This window comes from Acinetobacter sp. YH12138, assembly GCF_015218525.1.
GTDB classification, from domain to species: Bacteria; Pseudomonadota; Gammaproteobacteria; order Pseudomonadales; family Moraxellaceae; genus Acinetobacter; species Acinetobacter amyesii.
Map to the genome: position 1 here is coordinate 1,903,162 of NZ_CP048670.1, position 18,702 is coordinate 1,921,863.

At 40.4% G+C, this 18,702-nt stretch carries 15 protein-coding genes; 11 read left to right on the forward strand and 4 right to left on the reverse strand.

Features of this window, described 5'->3' with window-relative positions:
• The first annotated feature begins 66 nt into the window (after positions 1–66).
• The 11 genes from dnaE to G0029_RS09285 all read left to right on the forward strand — a co-directional run bounded on the left by dnaE (position 67) and on the right by G0029_RS09285 (position 15,014).
• Entirely contained in the window at positions 67–3,639 is a 3,573-nt protein-coding gene (gene dnaE / locus G0029_RS09240; RefSeq protein ID WP_180106541.1) for a DNA polymerase III subunit alpha, read from the forward strand.
• A gap of 51 nt (positions 3,640–3,690) precedes the next feature.
• Positions 3,691–4,533 carry an RNA methyltransferase gene (locus G0029_RS09245; RefSeq protein WP_180106543.1) on the forward strand — a complete coding sequence of 281 codons (843 nt, stop codon included), beginning with the start codon at positions 3,691–3,693 and terminating at the stop codon, positions 4,531–4,533.
• Positions 4,526–5,335 (forward strand): serine O-acetyltransferase, encoded by an 810-nt coding sequence (cysE, locus tag G0029_RS09250; RefSeq protein ID WP_180023822.1) that lies wholly within the window; start codon positions 4,526–4,528, stop codon positions 5,333–5,335. The genes G0029_RS09245 and cysE overlap by 8 nt, the downstream gene beginning before the upstream one ends.
• Positions 5,336–5,441: 106 nt before the next feature.
• Positions 5,442–6,356 (forward strand): ABUW_2363 family tetratricopeptide repeat lipoprotein, encoded by a 915-nt coding sequence (locus G0029_RS09255; protein ID WP_180106545.1) that lies wholly within the window; start codon positions 5,442–5,444, stop codon positions 6,354–6,356.
• Positions 6,357–6,484: 128 nt separating this feature from the next.
• Positions 6,485–8,491, forward strand: coding sequence for an esterase/lipase family protein (locus G0029_RS09260; RefSeq protein WP_180109746.1), 2,007 nt, complete (start codon positions 6,485–6,487; stop codon positions 8,489–8,491).
• 561 nt (positions 8,492–9,052) lie between these two features.
• Positions 9,053–9,223 (forward strand): hypothetical protein, encoded by a 171-nt coding sequence (locus G0029_RS18265; protein ID WP_227591803.1) that lies wholly within the window; start codon positions 9,053–9,055, stop codon positions 9,221–9,223.
• A gap of 175 nt (positions 9,224–9,398) precedes the next feature.
• On the forward strand, positions 9,399–9,497 hold the full coding sequence (locus G0029_RS18270; RefSeq protein WP_257223706.1) for a hypothetical protein: 99 nt from the start codon (positions 9,399–9,401) through the stop codon (positions 9,495–9,497).
• A gap of 518 nt (positions 9,498–10,015) precedes the next feature.
• The gene (mutS, locus tag G0029_RS09270) at positions 10,016–12,646 is read left to right on the forward strand and encodes a DNA mismatch repair protein MutS (RefSeq protein ID WP_180106547.1); all 2,631 of its coding nucleotides are present in this window, start codon (positions 10,016–10,018) and stop codon (positions 12,644–12,646) included.
• A 386-nt stretch (positions 12,647–13,032) separates the two neighbouring features.
• The gene (gene fdxA / locus G0029_RS09275) at positions 13,033–13,356 is read left to right on the forward strand and encodes a ferredoxin FdxA (protein WP_004651686.1); all 324 of its coding nucleotides are present in this window, start codon (positions 13,033–13,035) and stop codon (positions 13,354–13,356) included.
• A 138-nt stretch (positions 13,357–13,494) separates the two neighbouring features.
• Complete coding sequence (locus tag G0029_RS09280; RefSeq protein ID WP_078188751.1) at positions 13,495–14,217, forward strand: D-Ala-D-Ala carboxypeptidase family metallohydrolase; 723 nt, start codon at positions 13,495–13,497, stop codon at positions 14,215–14,217.
• A 131-nt stretch (positions 14,218–14,348) separates the two neighbouring features.
• Positions 14,349–15,014: an O-methyltransferase gene (locus G0029_RS09285; protein WP_078193558.1), complete on the forward strand. Its 666-nt coding sequence runs from the start codon at positions 14,349–14,351 to the stop codon at positions 15,012–15,014.
• Between the two features lie 209 nt (positions 15,015–15,223).
• Here the strand turns inward: G0029_RS09285 and G0029_RS09290 are convergent, their stop codons facing one another.
• From G0029_RS09290 to G0029_RS09305, 4 genes are all read right to left on the reverse strand, one after another.
• Positions 15,224–16,066 carry a universal stress protein gene (locus tag G0029_RS09290; protein WP_078193559.1) on the reverse strand — a complete coding sequence of 281 codons (843 nt, stop codon included), beginning with the start codon at positions 16,064–16,066 and terminating at the stop codon, positions 15,224–15,226.
• Between the two features lie 130 nt (positions 16,067–16,196).
• Positions 16,197–16,814, reverse strand: a complete 618-nt coding sequence (locus G0029_RS09295) for an acyltransferase (protein ID WP_180034770.1) — start codon at positions 16,812–16,814, stop codon at positions 16,197–16,199.
• A complete protein-coding gene (locus G0029_RS09300) occupies positions 16,807–17,406 on the reverse strand; it encodes an IMPACT family protein (RefSeq protein WP_180106549.1) in 600 nt (199 codons plus the stop codon). Before G0029_RS09300 ends, G0029_RS09295 begins: the two co-directional genes overlap by 8 nt.
• A 102-nt stretch (positions 17,407–17,508) precedes the next feature.
• Entirely contained in the window at positions 17,509–18,699 is a 1,191-nt protein-coding gene (locus tag G0029_RS09305; protein WP_078193562.1) for an HlyD family type I secretion periplasmic adaptor subunit, read from the reverse strand.
• Positions 18,700–18,702: the final 3 nt, after the last annotated feature.

Here is an 18,702-nt window from a genome sequence, read left to right on the forward strand (position 1 = left end):
GCAATAAACGCAAGTTTGATCTCAGAGCATGCTAAAATCAGCAGCTGTTTTCGCAGGGACTCATCTATGCACTTTGTACATCTTGGTATTTTTACAGAATTTTCCATTACTGAATCTATTGTACGTATACCTGATCTTGTAAAAGCTGCAGCTGCAGATGAAATGCCCGCTCTGGCCATTACTGACCTTTCAAATCTACATGCTGCTGTAAAATTCTATAAAAAGTGCTTAGATAAAGGCATTAAACCCATATTTGGTTCAACCATTCGTTTGAATGATGCTGAACACAAAGCTACTCTTCTAGCGATGACCAATAAAGGTTGGCGCAGTCTAACAGAGTTGGTTTCTGAAGGTTATATTTCAGGTCAACAGCTTGATATTCCTTGCGTAAAAAAAGATTGGATTTTAAATCAACATCAAGACTTGATTGTTTTACTGGGTATGCAAAGTGATGTCGGCAAAATGCTTTGCTCTTCCAACCCGCAAAAAGCTGAACCACTGTTAGCTGAATGGGTCGAAAAATTTGGCAATCGTGTTTATTTAGCGATTACACGAACTGAGCGCTCAGGTGAAGAAGACTTTATTCACGAAGCAGTAAAACTTGCGAAGAAATTTAACATTGGTGTGGTTGCTCATAACGATGTGCATTTTATAAGTAAAGAAGATTTCGAGGCACATGAAGCACGCGTTTGTATTGCCGATGGCTATGTCCTCGGTGACAATCGTCGCCCTAAAAATTACAGTCCTGAACAGTATTTTAAAACTGCCGAGGAAATGACGGAGCTGTTTGCAGACATTCCAACAGCTATAGAAAATACCTATCACATTGCGCGACGGTGTAATGTGTCATTACGTTTAGGCTTCCATGACCTTCCCGATTATCCAATTCCTGAAGGTCATACAATTGACACCTATTTTGAACATTTATCGAAAGAAGGTTTAGAAGAACGTTTAGCGCATTTGTACCCTGTCGAACAACGTGGTGACGACTGGCCAGAAATTCGTAAGCCTTATGATGAACGTTTGGCTTATGAAGTTGGGATCATCCTGACCATGCAATTCCCAGGTTATTTCCTAATTGTCATGGACTTTATTCAATGGTCTAAAGGTAATGGCGTCCCTGTTGGTCCAGGCCGTGGTTCGGGTGCAGGTTCCTTGGTTGCCTATAGTTTAAAAATTACTGACCTAGACCCACTACGTTATGACCTACTGTTCGAACGTTTCTTAAACCCTGAACGTGTATCAATGCCCGACTTTGACGTCGATTTCTGTATTGCAGGTCGTGACCGTGTTATTGACTATGTTGCACGCACTTATGGTCGAGATGCGGTCTCTCAGATTGCAACTTTCGGTACCATGGCGGCAAAAGGTGCAATTCGTGACGTAGCCCGTGTCTTGGGTAAATCTTATGGTTTGGCTGATCGTATTTCTAAAATGATTCCGACCAAGCCTTTAGGTTTAAGTTTGGAAGAATCCATTGAGGCCGAACCACAACTCAAAGACATTGTCACCAATCCATCTAACCCAGATAACGACGATGCAGCCGAAATTTGGGAAATGGCACTCAAACTTGAAGGCATTACCCGTAATACAGGTAAACATGCCGGTGGTGTGGTTATTGCACCAACTAAGTTAACTGACTATTCGGCTGTCCTATGTGATGCAGATGGAACTAACCGTGTAGCCCAATTCGATAAAGACGATGTGGAAGCTGCAGGTCTAGTTAAATTCGACTTCTTGGGCTTACGTAACTTAACGGTAATCGAAGATGCCATTAAGCACATTAATGCCCGTCCAGATATCACTACACCTGTCGATATTTCCTTGATTCCTTTGGATGACAAACCTGCCTATGCTGTGTTCGCAGAAGCAAACACCACAGCAGTCTTCCAGTTTGAATCCGTCGGCATGAAAAAAATGCTGAAAGAGGCACGTCCAAGTAAGTTCGAAGAAATTATTGCTTTCGTGTCTTTATACCGTCCAGGCCCGATGGATCTGATTCCTGACTTTATTTACCGTATGCATGGTGGCGAGTTTGAATACTTACATCCATTACTAGAAAGTGTCCTTGAACCGACATACGGCATTATGGTGTATCAGGAACAGGTAATGCAGGCAGCGCAGTTCTGTGCTGGCTATAGCTTGGGTGGCGCGGATTTACTTCGTCGTGCCATGGGTAAAAAGAAAGTCGAAGAAATGATTAAGCACCGTCAGATCTTTACTGAAGGTGCTGCAACCAAAGGTATTGATGCAGATACGGCCAACCATATCTTCGATTATATGGAAAAATTCGCAGGCTATGGTTTTAACAAATCCCATGCCGCAGCCTATGCTCTTGTTGCATATCAAACCGCTTGGTTAAAAGCACATTTCCCAGCTGAATTTATGTCAGCAGTGATGACCTCGGAAATGCAGAACACGGACAACGTGGTGTTCTTGATCGATGACTGTCGTATTAATGGTCTTGAAGTCTTACCACCTTCGGTCAATATGTCTTTATATAATTTCCATGCCAGCGATCCAAAAACCATCGTCTATGGTTTAGGTGCGATCAAGGGTGTCGGTGAAGCTGCCATGCAGTCTGTGATTGACTCACGTATCCAAGATGGCCCATATAAAGATCTGTTTGACTTCTGTCATCGTATTGACCTAAAAAAAATCAATAAGCGCACGCTTGAAGCATTGATTCGTGGTGGCGCATTGGATTGTTTAGGATTAGAACGCGCTGACTTGATGGCGCAATTGCCAGAAGCTGTACAAGCGGCTGACCAAGCCCGTACAAACCGCGAAACAGGGATGATGGATTTATTTGGTGAAGTTGAAGAAGTTCAGCGTAAACCTTCTAAACCTGTTAAACCGTGGTCTGATGAAGTTCGTCTTAAAGGTGAAAAAGATACTCTTGGGCTTTATCTAACAGGTCATCCGATCGATGTGTATCGATCAGAGCTAAAAGCCTTTATTTCACAGCGCATTAATGAGCTTACGCCTACACGACGTGGTGTCACTACAGTATTTGCAGGCCTCGTCGTCGATATTGCCAACTTCCCGAACCGCATGATGGTGACGCTCGATGATGGTACTGCACGTATAGAAGTGTCTGCGAATCACGAACGTTTTAACCGCTTCAAAGATGTGATTCAAAACGAAAAAGTGGTGGTCATTGAAGGTGAAATTTACGAACGTGAAGGTTTTGATCGGCCAATGGGTCGCTTAACTAAAGCCTTCAGTTTGAATGAAATCCGTCAAAAACGTGCCAATGCCATTCAAATTAAATTAACACCTGAACATTTTAGTAAAACGCTATCACGCGACATCCAAAATATTTTACTGCCTTTTTGCAATGTCGATATGTGTACGCATATCCCTGTGCAGTTATATATAGACTATCCATATGCGACGGCCGACATTCATTTGGGGTTAAACTGGAAAGTTGCCCCACTAGATGAATTACTGTCTAAGCTGCGTGACTACTTCGGCAAAGAATCTTTGCATGTCGAATATCATGTCAAATCCAAAGCTGCCAAAGCGGTAAGTTATGAACAAGCCTCTATTCCTGCGCAGGTTCCGCCACCGCCAGATGGGATGAGCATGGATGATGCCATGGATTTATACCAAGCAGAAGCCAATCAATTTTCTTAAAGTTTAAACGCTGTTTGAACTGCTTTTTTAAATAAACATATTGGAAATATCATGAATCAAACTGACAATGCTGCGGTTTCAGCACATCTCTCTCATGTGCGTATTGTCATGGTGAATACAACATTACCCGCAAATATTGGTAGTGCATTACGTGCCATGAAAACCATGGGACTTTCAAAGTTGGTCTTAGTTGCACCGAAGACTTACCCGCATCCTGACATTAATGCTTTGGCTGCCGGTGCTGTCGATTTAATTGATCAAATTGAAATCGTTGAATCATTAGAAGATGCCATTAAAGATTGTCATATTGTCTTTGGTACCAGTGCGCGTAGTCGTACCATCCCATGGCCATTACTTGACGCTCGCCCTGCTGCCGAAATGTCTCTCAAAGCGGTCTGCGAACAACAACAAGAAATTGCCGTAGTATTTGGCCGTGAAGACCGTGGTTTGACCAATGAAGAATTGGCAATGGCCAACTACCATGTCACTATTCCAGTGAATACTGAATATGGCGTCTTAAACGTTGCCCAAGCGATTCAAGTCATTTGCTATGAAATGCGCATGGCCGCCCTTGCACATACTGAGTTAACGGCAAATCCTGATGCCAAGATGCATGTTACTGATGACATCGATATGGAATGGGATGAACCTTTGGTAACCCATGAAATGATGGAACAGTTCTACCCGCATATTGAAAAAATGCTGGCAGAGATTGAATTTATGGATCCAAAAAATCCAAGATTATTACCTTTACGCTTGCGTCGCCTATTTGGACGTATACAATTAGATCGTATGGAATACCACTTATTACGTGGCATCTTTAGCCGAGTACAGGCTTTAAATAACGGAACATGGAAAAAATCTACAGACAATGAGGATCAATCTAATGCTTAAGCAGCTCAAAGAAGATATACAGGCTGTATTCGCGCGCGATCCTGCTGCACGAAATACGCTCGAAGTCTTAACGACTTATCCAGGAATTCATGCCTTAATCATGCATCGTATGGCACATGAACTTTGGAAAAAAGAGTGTAAAGGCTCAGCTCGTCTATTGTCTTCTTTTAGCCGCTTTGCCACAGGCATTGAGATTCATCCGGGTGCGAAAATCGGTCGTCGTTTCTTTATTGACCACGGTATGGGTGTGGTGATTGGTGAAACAGCTGAAATTGGTGATGATGTCACCCTCTACCATGGTGTGACCTTAGGTGGCACGACTTGGAACAAAGGCAAACGTCACCCAACTTTGGAAGATGGTGTAGTGGTTGGCGCTGGTGCAAAGATCTTGGGCCCATTTACGGTGGGTAAAAATGCCAAAGTCGGTTCAAATGCCGTCGTGACTAAAGAAGTTCCTGCAAATACTACTGCTGTGGGCAATCCAGCACGCTTTATCACCAAAGATAAACCAAAAGATGAAGCGGAAACACGTCGTCGCGACTATGCAGAAAGTATTGGTTTCCAGCCTTATGCTGCAACCCAAGACCAAACTGACCCGATATTAGAAGGTATGCGTGTATTGTTAGATCGTATTCAGCACAATGAAAAACGTATGAATAATTTGTGTCAGCGTTTGTCTCTCCTTGACCCAACGTTCAAAAAGCAACAGCTTAATGAACAACCTTTTAGTCAGGAAGAACTTAAAATCATTGAAGATGTGCGCCGCGAATGCGAAGCTCAAAGTAGTCAATCTAAGGCTTAACCAAAAGCAATCAGAATAAGTTGCCTTTAACTTGCATGTTGTTCAGAGTTTTTTTAGACTGACCAACATGTTTTTTTGTATAAAATAAATTTAATGGATGAATAATATGACGCTTAAGCCCTTGGCAGTTGCTTGTATTGCTTTAACCCTTGCCGCTTGTGGAAGCGCCCCAACTAAAAATAATGCTCCTAAAGATGCCATGATTTTTGTAGAGCCTGAACTGACTCCACCTTTCTACGCACTCAACCCATTTAACTACGATGCACCACCTCCTTTTGAATTAAATTTACAAAAAGCTGCAGCACAGCCTGTGACTAAGATGGTGGTAACTAGCCCAACCGACCCATCTAAGCAATTAACCCTTGAAGAAAACCGCCTGATTATCCCCACTGTTGACAGCAAAGAACGTTCGATGAAATTTGCTGCTTTAGCAAGTGACAATGAAATCGACATTACTGAAATTGATGATTTCTTACAGCTTGTTGAAGGTAAAGCACGTCACTATCCACCACGTTTTGTTCAACGCCAAGAACGCAAAGGGTTTGAGCTTAAACTCAAGGAAGTTACGCAAAAATTAGATACGCTTGCGTCTAAAGACAACGCTTCTTTTGATATTTTAGTTCGTGCATTTAAAGCCAGTGTGATGGCACGTAACCTTGATTTGGGTTCTGTGTACACAACTAAATCATTAACTTACGCACAACGTATTTTAAAAATCAACCAAGATGATGCAGAAGCAAACTTCTGGTTCGGTTTTGGTTTATCTGAAGGTGGTGGTCAACGTGAAGCGATTCCATACTTAGACAAAGCAATGAAAGCCGGTGTTCAAGAAGCGTATCTTTCTGCAGCAAATAACTATATTGCCATGGAACAAAAAAAGAACGCCATTCAGGTTTTAAAGAACTATAAAGTTAAATATCCACAAGAAGCAGAAGTTGCTGATCGTTTAATTCAAGAAATTGAAAAGCAAGGTCGCTGGAATGTTTGGCAAGTTTTAAATCCACCTAAAGCTGCGTCTTAAATCAGACGATTTAGAAAATTCTTTTGAAAAAAGACCGTTTTAACGGTCTTTTTTCATTTAAGGTGAATTGAAAATCCTGACAATTATCGTATGATTTGAAGATACCTAACCTTATGCGCGGCCTCTTTATGCAGCAAAATATTAAAAAAATACTGCTCCTTGGAATCATAAGTACAAGCGTACTGAGTGGATGTCAGGTCGTCAGTGTCAAAAATCAAAAACTCAATGTTTCGATTGCCAATGAACGTGAAAGTATTATTTCTCGAAATAAACTTAGCGAAGCCAGTTTAAATGTCTTGTCGATGACAGGTCGGGAAGCCAAAGCCTGCACAGAAGATCCGAAAGCCTGTGTTGATGAGTTACAACAAATTCCTCAGATTCAAGATGAACAATTACTTTCTACAGCAAGTGAATTATATTTAGCTAAAGCTATAGAATATGAATCTTATTCAGCCTGCAAGTTAGGTGTGCTCAGTAGTCACAAATCTGAAGAAAAACAAAAAATTGAACAAGACACTTATAATAAGTGCTTAGATCAACAATTGATACTTCTCGATAAAAGTATTCGCTATAGCTATGCGTACATGTTTAAAACCAAACGTGCGCCTGCTGATCGTATTTTTGATAACCGTCAAGTTCAAATCCGTGATTTCTATAATCAAGGGATTGCCAAATTGGTTAGCAGCTATGCACTACGTTATAAGCCGCAAGAAGTCACCCAACAGATTAAAGTCGGACAAACCACCTATCACATAGACTTCAGCCACTACCCAGAACTCAAAAATCGTAAAATTGAACAATTGATGTCAACCTATAACCTTAACTTCTCAGGTTTACGTTCAATTACCCGTCGAGATGGTTTTGGCTCCGAATTTCTTGTGGTTTTACCCGAAGAACATACGATTGAAACAGGCAAAGCCAAATATATTATCAATCCGATTGATTTTAAATATCCGTCTGGTTCAAATCCTAATATCCATCAAGCGCGCTATTTAGCTGCAACCTTAACGGCTGAACCACTAAGCGCTGCAACTACAGTTGATCAAATTTTGAATCAACATGAGTTTCAAATTAAAGCTTACGACCCGTATAAGTACGAACAGGTCAATATTGCCAATAAAAACTATGCGCTTGCTGCCAATTTTTCTGCTCCATATGGTCTTTGGTTAGCACAAAATAACTTGGGTAAGGCAGCTTATTTATCACTGATTGACCGAGATGAAAAACTGACGATGCCGCATCTCTACATGCTTGAACCATATAATCCTGACAAGAAAGTTATCGTCTTGGTACATGGCCTTGCTAGCAGCCCTGAAGCATGGATTCGTCTGACTAACGATATTATGGGCGATTCAGTGCTACGTGAACATTATCAAGTGTGGCAAGTCTTCTATTCAACTAATATGCCGATTATTGAAAGCCGCTTCCAAATTTATTCCATTTTGACTCAGACCTTTAGCAAAGTAGACGCCAATGCCGCGGCTAAAAAAGATGCTGTTCTAGTCGGTCATAGTATGGGCGGCATTATTGCACGACTACTTGTCAGCCAAGCCGATACCACGCAAGCAGCTTTGAAAATGATGAATTCACGTCAATTAAATCAGTACCGAAATATTCCAGTAGTGAAGCAACGTATGGTGATTGAAGATATTCCAAATTTCAGCCGCGCAATTTTTTTAGCTGCACCTCATCGCGGTACAGAATATGCAGATCGCTGGTTTACCAAAGCCGCTCGAAAAATTATTAAACTCCCAGGAGCTTTTTTATCGGCCATGGGTGATGTGTTAACTCAAGAAGAAGACCTGAAAGATTTATTTCGTGAAATTGACCATGGCTTGATCCAAAATGGACCAAGTGACTTAAGTCATCAATCAAAATTTATCGCGCTCACTGAAGATATTCAGCCGCGTAAGGGTTTGAAGTTTCATTCAATTATGGGAAATAACACCAACAGTCAAGATAAAAATATTATAACGGATGATATCGTACCATACACTAGTGCTCATCTAGAGGGTGCTGTTTCAGAAAAAATCATTAAAGGGGGTCATTCGATTCAAGAAACCCCTGAAGCTGTACTCGAACTACGCCGTATATTACGTTTGCATTTGATTGAACTTGGCCTCTATAAACCATAAGGCAATACAGCATTTAAATCGATCTACATATTTTAAAACCGATCTCAGGATCGGTTTTTTTTATTTCTGCATTTACTTGAATATGCCATTATTCAGGTAGTTACTATATAAGCTTTTTTTTAATCATTTTAAAACTCAAAGGCACTCGTTGAACTTTACATAAACCTTATATTGTAGATAAGTTGTTGTAAAATACAGATAAAATATTGTGCGCTTTTCCTAATTATTTTATGCGCATATCGAATTATGAAATTTTAAGGCTTTAAGTCACTTCTTCTGTGAAATTAAGGGTCTAATCATAACTATATAAAATTAAGTATATTTTACGTCAAGTTTATAATCCATTTATCAACCGCTCTACCGCGATGAAGCGGCGAAAAAATTTTGTTTTCGCGGAATCATTATTTTTCTCCTGTATGCCCTGTCATGTACGGGGATTTATCAAGTGATTCCATAACGCAGTTTTGTAGATTCCTCTGTATATTTGGGTAGTGTTTATCACTCTGATCGCATGGGATTTATCTTTTTTTCCGCATTAAACCCTTATTTTAATGTTTATACTTGTCTAGCTCGATGTGCGCTGTTGCGATCATATTTACTGTGATTTGTAATGATCACAATGATGCGCTATTACATGCAGCCATGAAGTATGCCTTGGTCATTATCTATGCCTTTGTTGGTCTGCGTTTTTATATTGCCATGGTTGTTGGTTGGGAGAACATGACCCACTGACTGGGCTAGCAAACCATCGTCCGTTATAAGGAGCTTTAGAACAGCTATGGCATTATGCCCTACGCCATCAACAGCCTTTAAGCATCATGGTGATCGATATCGATTTTTTGAAAATTAAAATGATCATTTAGGTCATCAGGCGGGTGACATCTGCCTCACACAAATTACTGAGGTTTTGTCTCAAATCACTAATCGAAATGGTGAGTTAGCTGCACACTATGGCAGCGAAGAGTTTTTACTCCTCTTTAGGGTGTTAACTGAAGCTGAAAAATGAACCTTTCGCAGCCGATTTATTACGCAGAATTTAATCACTCGAACTTCCACATCCAGCCAGCCATATGTCTAAATTTGTGAAGATTAGCATCGGTACGGAAACGATCATTCCATCTAAATCTTATAAAATTCAGAAATTTATATAGGCTGCCGATCGTGCACTTTACCTTGCAAAAGGCAGCGGTCGAAACCAATATCGATTAGCTGAGGCTGAAGCGCAGCTTGATGTTTGAGTCAGTCTATCGCTTTGTAAATGTATCCATTGTTGAATTTACACACAGACTTTTTAGCGTTTATAAATAATATTTTGACTGCTTTTTTTACATGCAGACAAACCTTTTCTGGCATTTTCCTGCCACTTTTTTTGCTAGAATCAGCAACACGATTTGTTAACGTACACCTGTGGTTTTGAACGAAGAGACAATATAAATATAAGGACTTTTTCTAAATCCAATTTTCATCAAAACAGTGTTTTTCGTTTAGCGGCGCACAAATTTTTATTTTAAGGTATTTCGTTTCATGCAAGCTGATAATTCCAAAGTTGACCTTTCAACCCTGACTCCGATGATGCAACAGTACATGTCAGTCAAAATGCAAAATCCGCATTCACTGATGTTTTATCGGATGGGTGATTTTTATGAGCTCTTTTTTGAAGATGCGCATAAAGCAGCAAAACTCTTAGGAATTACATTAACGCATCGTGGTAAAGCCAATGGTGAACCAATTCCTATGGCTGGTGTCCCATACCATGCAGCTGAAGGCTATTTAGCCCGCCTTGTAAAAAAAGGGGAAACGGTGGTGATCTGCGAGCAAATTGGTGAGGTAACAGGTAAAGGTCCAGTTGAGCGCGGCATTGTTCGTATCATTACCCCGGGGACATTAACGGATGATGCACTAATTGCCTCTCATCAAAGTTCAAATTTAGTCGCGATCTGCTTACAACAAAATCAGATCGGGATTGCTTTACTAGACCTCAGTGCAGGTATTTTCAAAGTTCAGCAAATGGACTATCAGCTGGAACAATTGGCAATCGAACTTTCTCGTTTAATGCCGAGTGAAATTTTGATTGATGAAGATCTCATTGACCCGAATATTGTCGAGCAAATTAAACGTCAATTAGACTGCCCTGTTACCAAGCGTCCAAACGTCGACTTCAATTTAAATAACGCACAAAAAACGCTGTGTGACCAATTTGCAGTTGCCACACTTTCAGGTTTTGGTATTGACCATTTACCTTTGGCGAAAGCTGCCGCAGCGGCTTTGATTCACTATGCAAAAGTGACTCAAAAAACTGCTTTACCACATATCCGCAGCATTCAACTCGAACAAAGTAGTGATTTTGTGGCGCTCGACCCCGTCACTCGTCGTAACTTAGAACTGATTGATCCCCTATTTGAACATGGCACTTCCCTGTTCCAACTAATCAATGATTGCCAAACTGCGATGGGTGGTCGCCTATTAAGCCGCACCTTGATGCAGCCTTTACGTGATACTGCTCTATTGGATGCACGTTTAGATGCCTCACAAGCGATGCTGCAAGGCTATCATGAGTCTCCGATCCGCTTAGTTCTCAAAGAAATTGGTGATATTGAACGTGTGCTATCTCGTGTAGCTCTCGGCAGTGCTCGACCACGAGACCTTGTTCAGTTACGTCAAACTTGTGCACAAATTCCCTATCTTCGACATGCACTTGAACCGATCATTCAGGCACATCAATCTAAGCTCATTGCTCAGTTAAATGATGAAATGGGTGATTTTCACGGCTTACATGAGCGTCTCATGTCTGCCATCGTAGAAAACCCGCCGGTGCTTTTACGTGATGGTAATGTGATTGCCGAGGGCTTCGACACTGAACTCGATGAACTGCGTAAAATTCGTGACCATGCAGGACAATTCCTCATTGATCTTGAAATTAAAGAGCGTGAACAAACCGGAATTTCAACCTTAAAAATTGGCTATAACCGTGTCAGTGGCTACTATATTGAACTCACTCGCGCACAAGCCGAGCAAGCACCTGATCATTATATTCGCCGCCAAACCCTTAAAAATGCTGAACGCTACATTACCCCTGAGCTGAAATCGTTTGAAGATAAGGTGCTTTCGAGTGAGTCACGTGCATTAGCGCGCGAAAAAATGCTCTTTGAGCTATTACTTGATGAGCTACGTGCAGATATTGGCAACTTACAAATGATGAGCGCCGCTATAGCGCAAATTGATTTATTGGCCAATTTTGCCCATCAAGCTCGATTACGAAATTGGTCACGTCCTGAATATAGCCCTGAAGTTGGGATCAAAATCAAAGCCGGACGTCACCCAGTTGTGGAATCTCTGAGCAAATCAGCATTTACTCCAAATGATACTAGTTTGGACTTTAATCACCGCATGGCGATTATCACAGGGCCAAATATGGGCGGTAAATCGACCTTTATGCGCCAAACTGCCTTAATCAGCTTATTAGCCTACTGTGGTAGCTTTGTCCCTGCCCAATCTGCCGTATTAGGGCCGATCGATCGGATATTTACCCGTATAGGATCTGCCGACGACTTGTCTACAGGCAAATCAACCTTCATGGTGGAAATGACTGAAACCTCACAGATTCTACATCATGCGACCAATCAATCATTGGTACTGATGGATGAAGTCGGACGTGGTACGAGTACCTATGATGGCTTATCTTTGGCGTGGGCATGTGTGCTCGATCTCACGCGTCGCATTAAATGTTTATGCCTATTTGCAACGCATTATTTTGAGCTCACCGAGTTAGGCAAAGACGCCAATATAGATAACTATCATGTGACTGCTCGTGAGCTAAATGGCAACCTGATCTTACTGCATAAAGTTCAACAAGGCCCGGCGAGTCAAAGTCATGGTCTACAGGTGGCAAAGCTTGCGGGTATTCCCGCAGCAGTGATCAAAGAAGCGCAAAATCGACTTCGTATTTTAGAAACTCAGCAAAAACAGCAACTCAATACTGCTGTACAAACCGATCTATTCTCGGCACTCACAGAGCCCGAAGTCATTGAACGCGTGGTGGAAGTTGAAAAAACATCGCCCGTACTTGATGCCTTAGCAGATTTAGATGTAGATAACTTAAGTCCACGCGAAGCATTACAACAGCTTTACGCCTTAAAGGATTTACTTAATATCTAAATTTAGCAGAAGCGATAGATGAGATATGCAAAGAACACCTATGAAGGTGTTCTTTGCATTGACTCCATTTAAATGTGTAAATTAGTAAATATTTGCTATCTACTACTGCGGCTATTCAGCAATAAATTGATAAAAAATTAATGTTGTTAAATGTTTCATGCTTAAAATACACATTAAAAATATTGTTCGATAAACAGATGTAATTTAATCAGTTTTTGAGTATGATTCTCATTCATTGTGAAATTTACATAAATTGTTCAGTTTTTAGTGATTTTAACAGCACTGCATATAATAATTATCAATAAAAGGAATTGTTAGTTACCCTATTTTTTGCCTAAAATACACCATTAGTTTATTAGAACCATATTTTTTAGGTAGCTGTCGCCATGACCTTTGTTGTCACTGAAAACTGTATTAAATGTAAATATCAAGACTGCGTAGAAGTTTGCCCTGTTGACTGTTTCTATGAAGGTCCAAACTTCCTTGTTATTAATCCAGATGAATGTATCGACTGTGCGCTATGTGAACCTGAGTGTCCAGCTAACGCGATTTTCTCTGAAGATGAGTTACCTGAAGGTCAAGAAGTATTTATCGAACTTAATACTGAACTTTCTCAAAAATGGCCGAACATCACTCAAATTGGTGATCAACCTGCCGACCGTGAAGAGTGGAACGGTAAAGCTGATAAATTACAATATCTTGAAAAGTAATTTTACGCTTTCATGAAAAGATCAGCACATGCTGATCTTTTTTTATACTTAAAGCACACATTTCATTGCAAATTATTCAAATTTTCTCAATCAAATTAGATTAAAATAGAACGAGTTTATAAATAATTGATTTCTATAATGAAGCATTTACTCAAGGGATTATTGTCCGTTGCAATATTCCCTCTTGTTTTCATTGGTTGTACAACTACACCACAAAAACAAGGTCACACTATTACAACTCCCGACGGTAAACGTATTTACATACCTCAAGAAAAAGTGACGACCATCAGACAAGCCCCGCCTAAAGTGGTGCCTTATGCATACAACTCATGGGTCGCGTCTGTTGATAATTTACGTCGCGTTCGAGACTATGAAGTCTTTTTAGAGAAAAATGGTGTAGGCAATATCATCCCTTCATTTGAGCTGATGCGTACTGCACGTGATTGGCAAAAATGTGGTCGCTCAGAATATATGGTGCCTAACCGTGAATTATGGCAAAACCAAATTGCAACCTTACGTGTCTTTAAATATTTAGTTGCGGCCAATATCTTAACGGACTTTGAAGTGACTTCGGTTTATCGTGATTTGCCTTTGAACCAATGTGCCGGTGGTGCAAGTTCATCTCGTCACCTATATAACTCGGCGATTGATTTCCGTATTGGACCTGCGTACCCGCAGCCCGAAGACTACAGTTATATTGAAAATACCAAGTTCCGTTTATGCCAATTTTGGTCACAACACGGGCAGAGTCTCAATATGGGATTAGGTTTATATGCCAGCGGACAAATTCATATTGATACTCAAGGCTACCGTACTTGGGGACCTGATCACTCAAGTCGCTCTTCAATGTGTAATTACTAAAACATTACATCGTCATATCAAGACCTCTTCGGAGGTCTTTTTTGTACATAAAATATTCAAATACAGAACAATAAATTGCGATGTTGGTGGAAAGGTTTAAAATGCTTGCATCAATCACGAGGTGCGACAACATGCAACAAATGTGGACAGACATTGATGCTTACATCGATTCACATTTAATTCCTGAAGATCCAATATTGACCCAAACACTTCAACATACGGATGAACGTGGCTTTCCTGATCATCTTGCTGTAGCGGCTAATCAAGGCATGCTGCTTCAAATGTTAATCCAAATGAACAAGTGTAAACGCGTTTTAGAACTTGGAACTTTTGCAGCCTATAGCACCATGTGGTTAGCACGTGCATTACCTGAAGATGGTTACATTCTGACCATTGAAGGTCGTGATACACATGCTGCCCTCGGTCAAGAAAATATTGATAATGCAAAGCTTGCACAAACGATAGAACTGAAATGTGGTCGTGCGGCAGATATTTTACGTGCCCTTCCTGAAGATACCGAACCTTTTGACTTTATTTTTGTCGATGCAGACAAACAGAGCTACCCTGAATATTTAGAATTAAGCTTAAATTTATCTCATTCAGGTACAGTGATTGTTTTAGACAATGTAATTCGTGCAGGTGAGATTCTAAATGCTGAAAACCACAAACCAAGCATTGAAGGTATCCGTGATATGTTCAAAGCCATGCAAAATCATCCAAAAATTTTATCTTGCACGGCACTTCAAACTGTAGGTTGTAAAGGTCATGATGGTTTTGCGATTGCAATCGTCAAATAATCTCAATCGAGGTGTTTTTTAAACACCTCGAATAAAGGTATAAAAAACAATCAATATAATATTTTATTTTAAAAACAATTACCTACAAATACTACACACAGAGTTATCCACAATTTTTGAGGATAACTCTGATTATTTTTAAAACAACAACTTATTATTTATTTACTCGTAATTGTCCGTCTATTAAATCAACTGTTCATTTGCTCAACTTATTTTACAACCAACAATGGAACACTCGAATTTCTGAAAATACTGGTGGTGATACTGCCCAAGAAGAACTGATGGATTTTACTGTGACTAAACGCACCCAGTACGATTAACTGAATGCCATGCTCTTGTTGATAGTCCAGAATATTTTCCGAAACATCGCCATAACGGTATTCTGTCACCACATCGAGACCGGCATTGGTTAAATAATTTTTTGGATCATCCAAGATTTGTGGGTGATCTCCAACATAAACCAAATGACATTGTAAGAGTTTGAGTAGATCACTTTGTGCCACACGCTTCATTAACTCAACGCATTTAGGCGAATATTCATAGGCAAAAATAAAGCGAGTCGGTGGTTTAAACGTTGGTCCTACGGTCATAACTGTACAACTTGCACCACGAATAAAGTTTTCAACATTACTACCCAGCGGCTTATTACGCTCTGCTGAACGTTCACCAACGCGACCAATTAAAACAATATCGTCATCTTGCAAAATATTAAAACTTTGCTCTAAGAAGTCACCCTTTTCCTGAATATGGGTGGTTTGAATACCATGCTTATCTTGGATCATTTCAGAAATGTGTTTGAGCAAGTTATTACTATAATCTAGCGCTAAATCACTTTGTTTTTGTTCTAACTCCGCGAGTTCTTTTAAGAGCATGGCATTACTTTCAAACCCAATCACGCCGCTAATTTCACCTAAGTGATAACTTGCCGGATAGTAATCAAGTATTTGCAGTAAAACCAACTCACGGTGAGTTTGTTTAGCAACCCAAGCAGCAGCATCAGCTAGTGCATTAATGCATGGAGAAGAGTCGATACAGGCGATAACTCGTTTCATGATTAGCCCTCGTTTTATTATTGCTTGGCTATAAAATGTTGTTTGTTATTTTTAACTTATCACAACTCTGTTTCACTGTGCATGCATTTGTGTAAGCATAAAAAATATTTATGACGTATTTGGCGATTATTTATTCACGATATCGAATGAATTTTGCAGGATTTCCAGCAATGATTGCACGCGCTTCGACATTTTTCGTCACCATACTGTTCATACCGACTACAGCCTGCTCAGCAATGTGAATGCCATCCTTGATTCCAACATGCGCACCTAGCCAAACATCACGTTCTATCTCAATCCCTTGTGATCGTACAGCTTGCTGATAGATCGGTTGATTGACATCCATTCCATGATCAAAAGCATATAAATGGCAATACGCCGCCATACGGACTTGATTGTGAATTTTGATGCCCACGCGCCCACCATCTAAAATACAGTGATGATTGATCGCCACTTCATTGCCTATTTCTATTGGGCCATGTAAAGTGCAATCCGCCGCAATAAAGCTGTTATCTCCAATAACAATCTTACGTCCCGGTTCGGCAAAAATATGAGCCAATGGCGATATAAAACAGTTTTCACCAATTTCAACGGTTTCCATCGATTTGAGATAGTCTTGATATTCCTGTTGCCAAGCTTCAGCCCAACCACGATTTTTTGGTTTGAGTGACCAATATAACCAAGGCATATAATTCAAACGATGCTTATGTTGCTCTCGATATTTCAATAATGGATCTTGTTCATTCATCTTCAGCAGCCTCAACGATATGCAATTGTTCACGTCCGCGAGTTACATCTTGAATCTTTAACTGTAGCGGTTGGATTTGATGAATTTGCAATGATGCAAGTACATTTACGCCCTGCGCTGTATATTCTTCCTGAAATTTAATTTGCTGCTGATTGAGTTCGTATTGGAAAATTGCCCATTCATTAAACTGACAACTAAATTGCACTTTTTTCTTCTCAATTAGTTCAATTTTTTCAGCTTGTAAAAGGCATTGACCTGCACAGCCACCATAGGCACGTACCAATCCCCCTGTCCCGAGCTTAATTCCGCCATACCAACGATTAACCAAGACCAACACGTTGGTTAGGTCATTCCCTTCTATGGTTGCTAGAATGGGCCGACCTGCTGTGCCTGAAGGCTCACCATCATCATTAAAACGTACGGTATGTCCAATTTTCCATGCCCAACACTGATGTGTTGTTGAGATATCTTTATGGGCTTCGAGAAATTCTTTAACGGCTTGTTCATTTTCCACAGGAACTGCGATGGCTTGAAAACGACTTTTTTTAATGTCTTCTTCATATTCAAACTGTGCGGCGAGTGTAAATGGCATAACGTCTTTAGATTCTGTATCAAAGGATATTATAGCGTTTTTTGAAAGACTTACATCCACAAAAAAGCCCCCAATGCTGGAGGCTTGATTAGCACTGCGCTATTAACGTTCGCGAAGTGCTTCTTTTGCTTTATTGAATGGCTTGATTAAGTACTCAAGTACAGTTTTCGAGCCGGTACGGATATCAACTGTCGCCACCATACCCGGAGTGATACTAAAACTTTTACCTTCTTTATTGCTTAATTTATCACTATCTGTACGAATATAAACACGATAATAGAACTGATCTTGTTTCACTTCATCACGTAAAGTATCTGGTGAAATGACGGTCACTTTACCTTTTAGACCACCATAGATCGAATAGTCATATGCCGTAATTTTCACTAAGGCTTCTTGACCCGGACGAATAAAAGCAATATCTCGCGGTGAAATACGTGCTTCTACCAAAAGCTGTTCATCCAAAGGTACAATGGTCATCAATTTACCATTTTGCGGAATCACACCGCCCAATGTCATCACATCAATCTCTTTGACCACACCACGAACTGGAGATTTAAAAACGGTACGGCTGAGTGTATCTGATTTGCCTTTCACCACTTGTTGCTGTGATTCAATATCAGTATTGGCTTTCGACAATTCTTCCCGTGATTTTACCAAATATTGGTTACGGACATCATTTAACTGATTTTGTAAGTCATTCGCTGAACGCTTTAAACGAAGTACTTCAACTTCACTTGCTGCCCCTTTAGCAACGAGCGGCTCAGTCATGGCCAATTCTTGTTGAACTAACACCAATGCCTGTTTTAAGCCGGCAACAGATTCTTCCAAGTTTGCACGACGTGAATGATATAAAGCTGTTTCTTCCTTCACTAAAGCTGGAATCTTTTGAACATCTTCAGGAAAGGTTAATGGTGTACCATTCACTTCTGCACGTAAACGTGCTGCTGTCGCACGAGATGCCACAAGTAAAGACTCGGTTTCACCAACATTTGATGCGAAGCGTGTTGGATCGAGTTGCGCAAGGACTTGACCTTGTTCAACAATTTGACCTTCCTTCACATTCAACTTGGTTAAAATACCTCCCTCAAGCGACTGAACAATTTGTTCTTTCGAAGATGGAATCACTTTACCTGTCCCTGTAGAGACTTCTTCTAATTTAAACAACCAAGCCCAAACTAAAAGGATTGCCAGACCAATCGTAATAATCCAAATGATTAAACTCGATTTCGGTAATGGTGGCTCTTTAAAGCTGACTTTGGTCGAGCGTTGTATTTCTTGTTTATTCTCACTCATGAT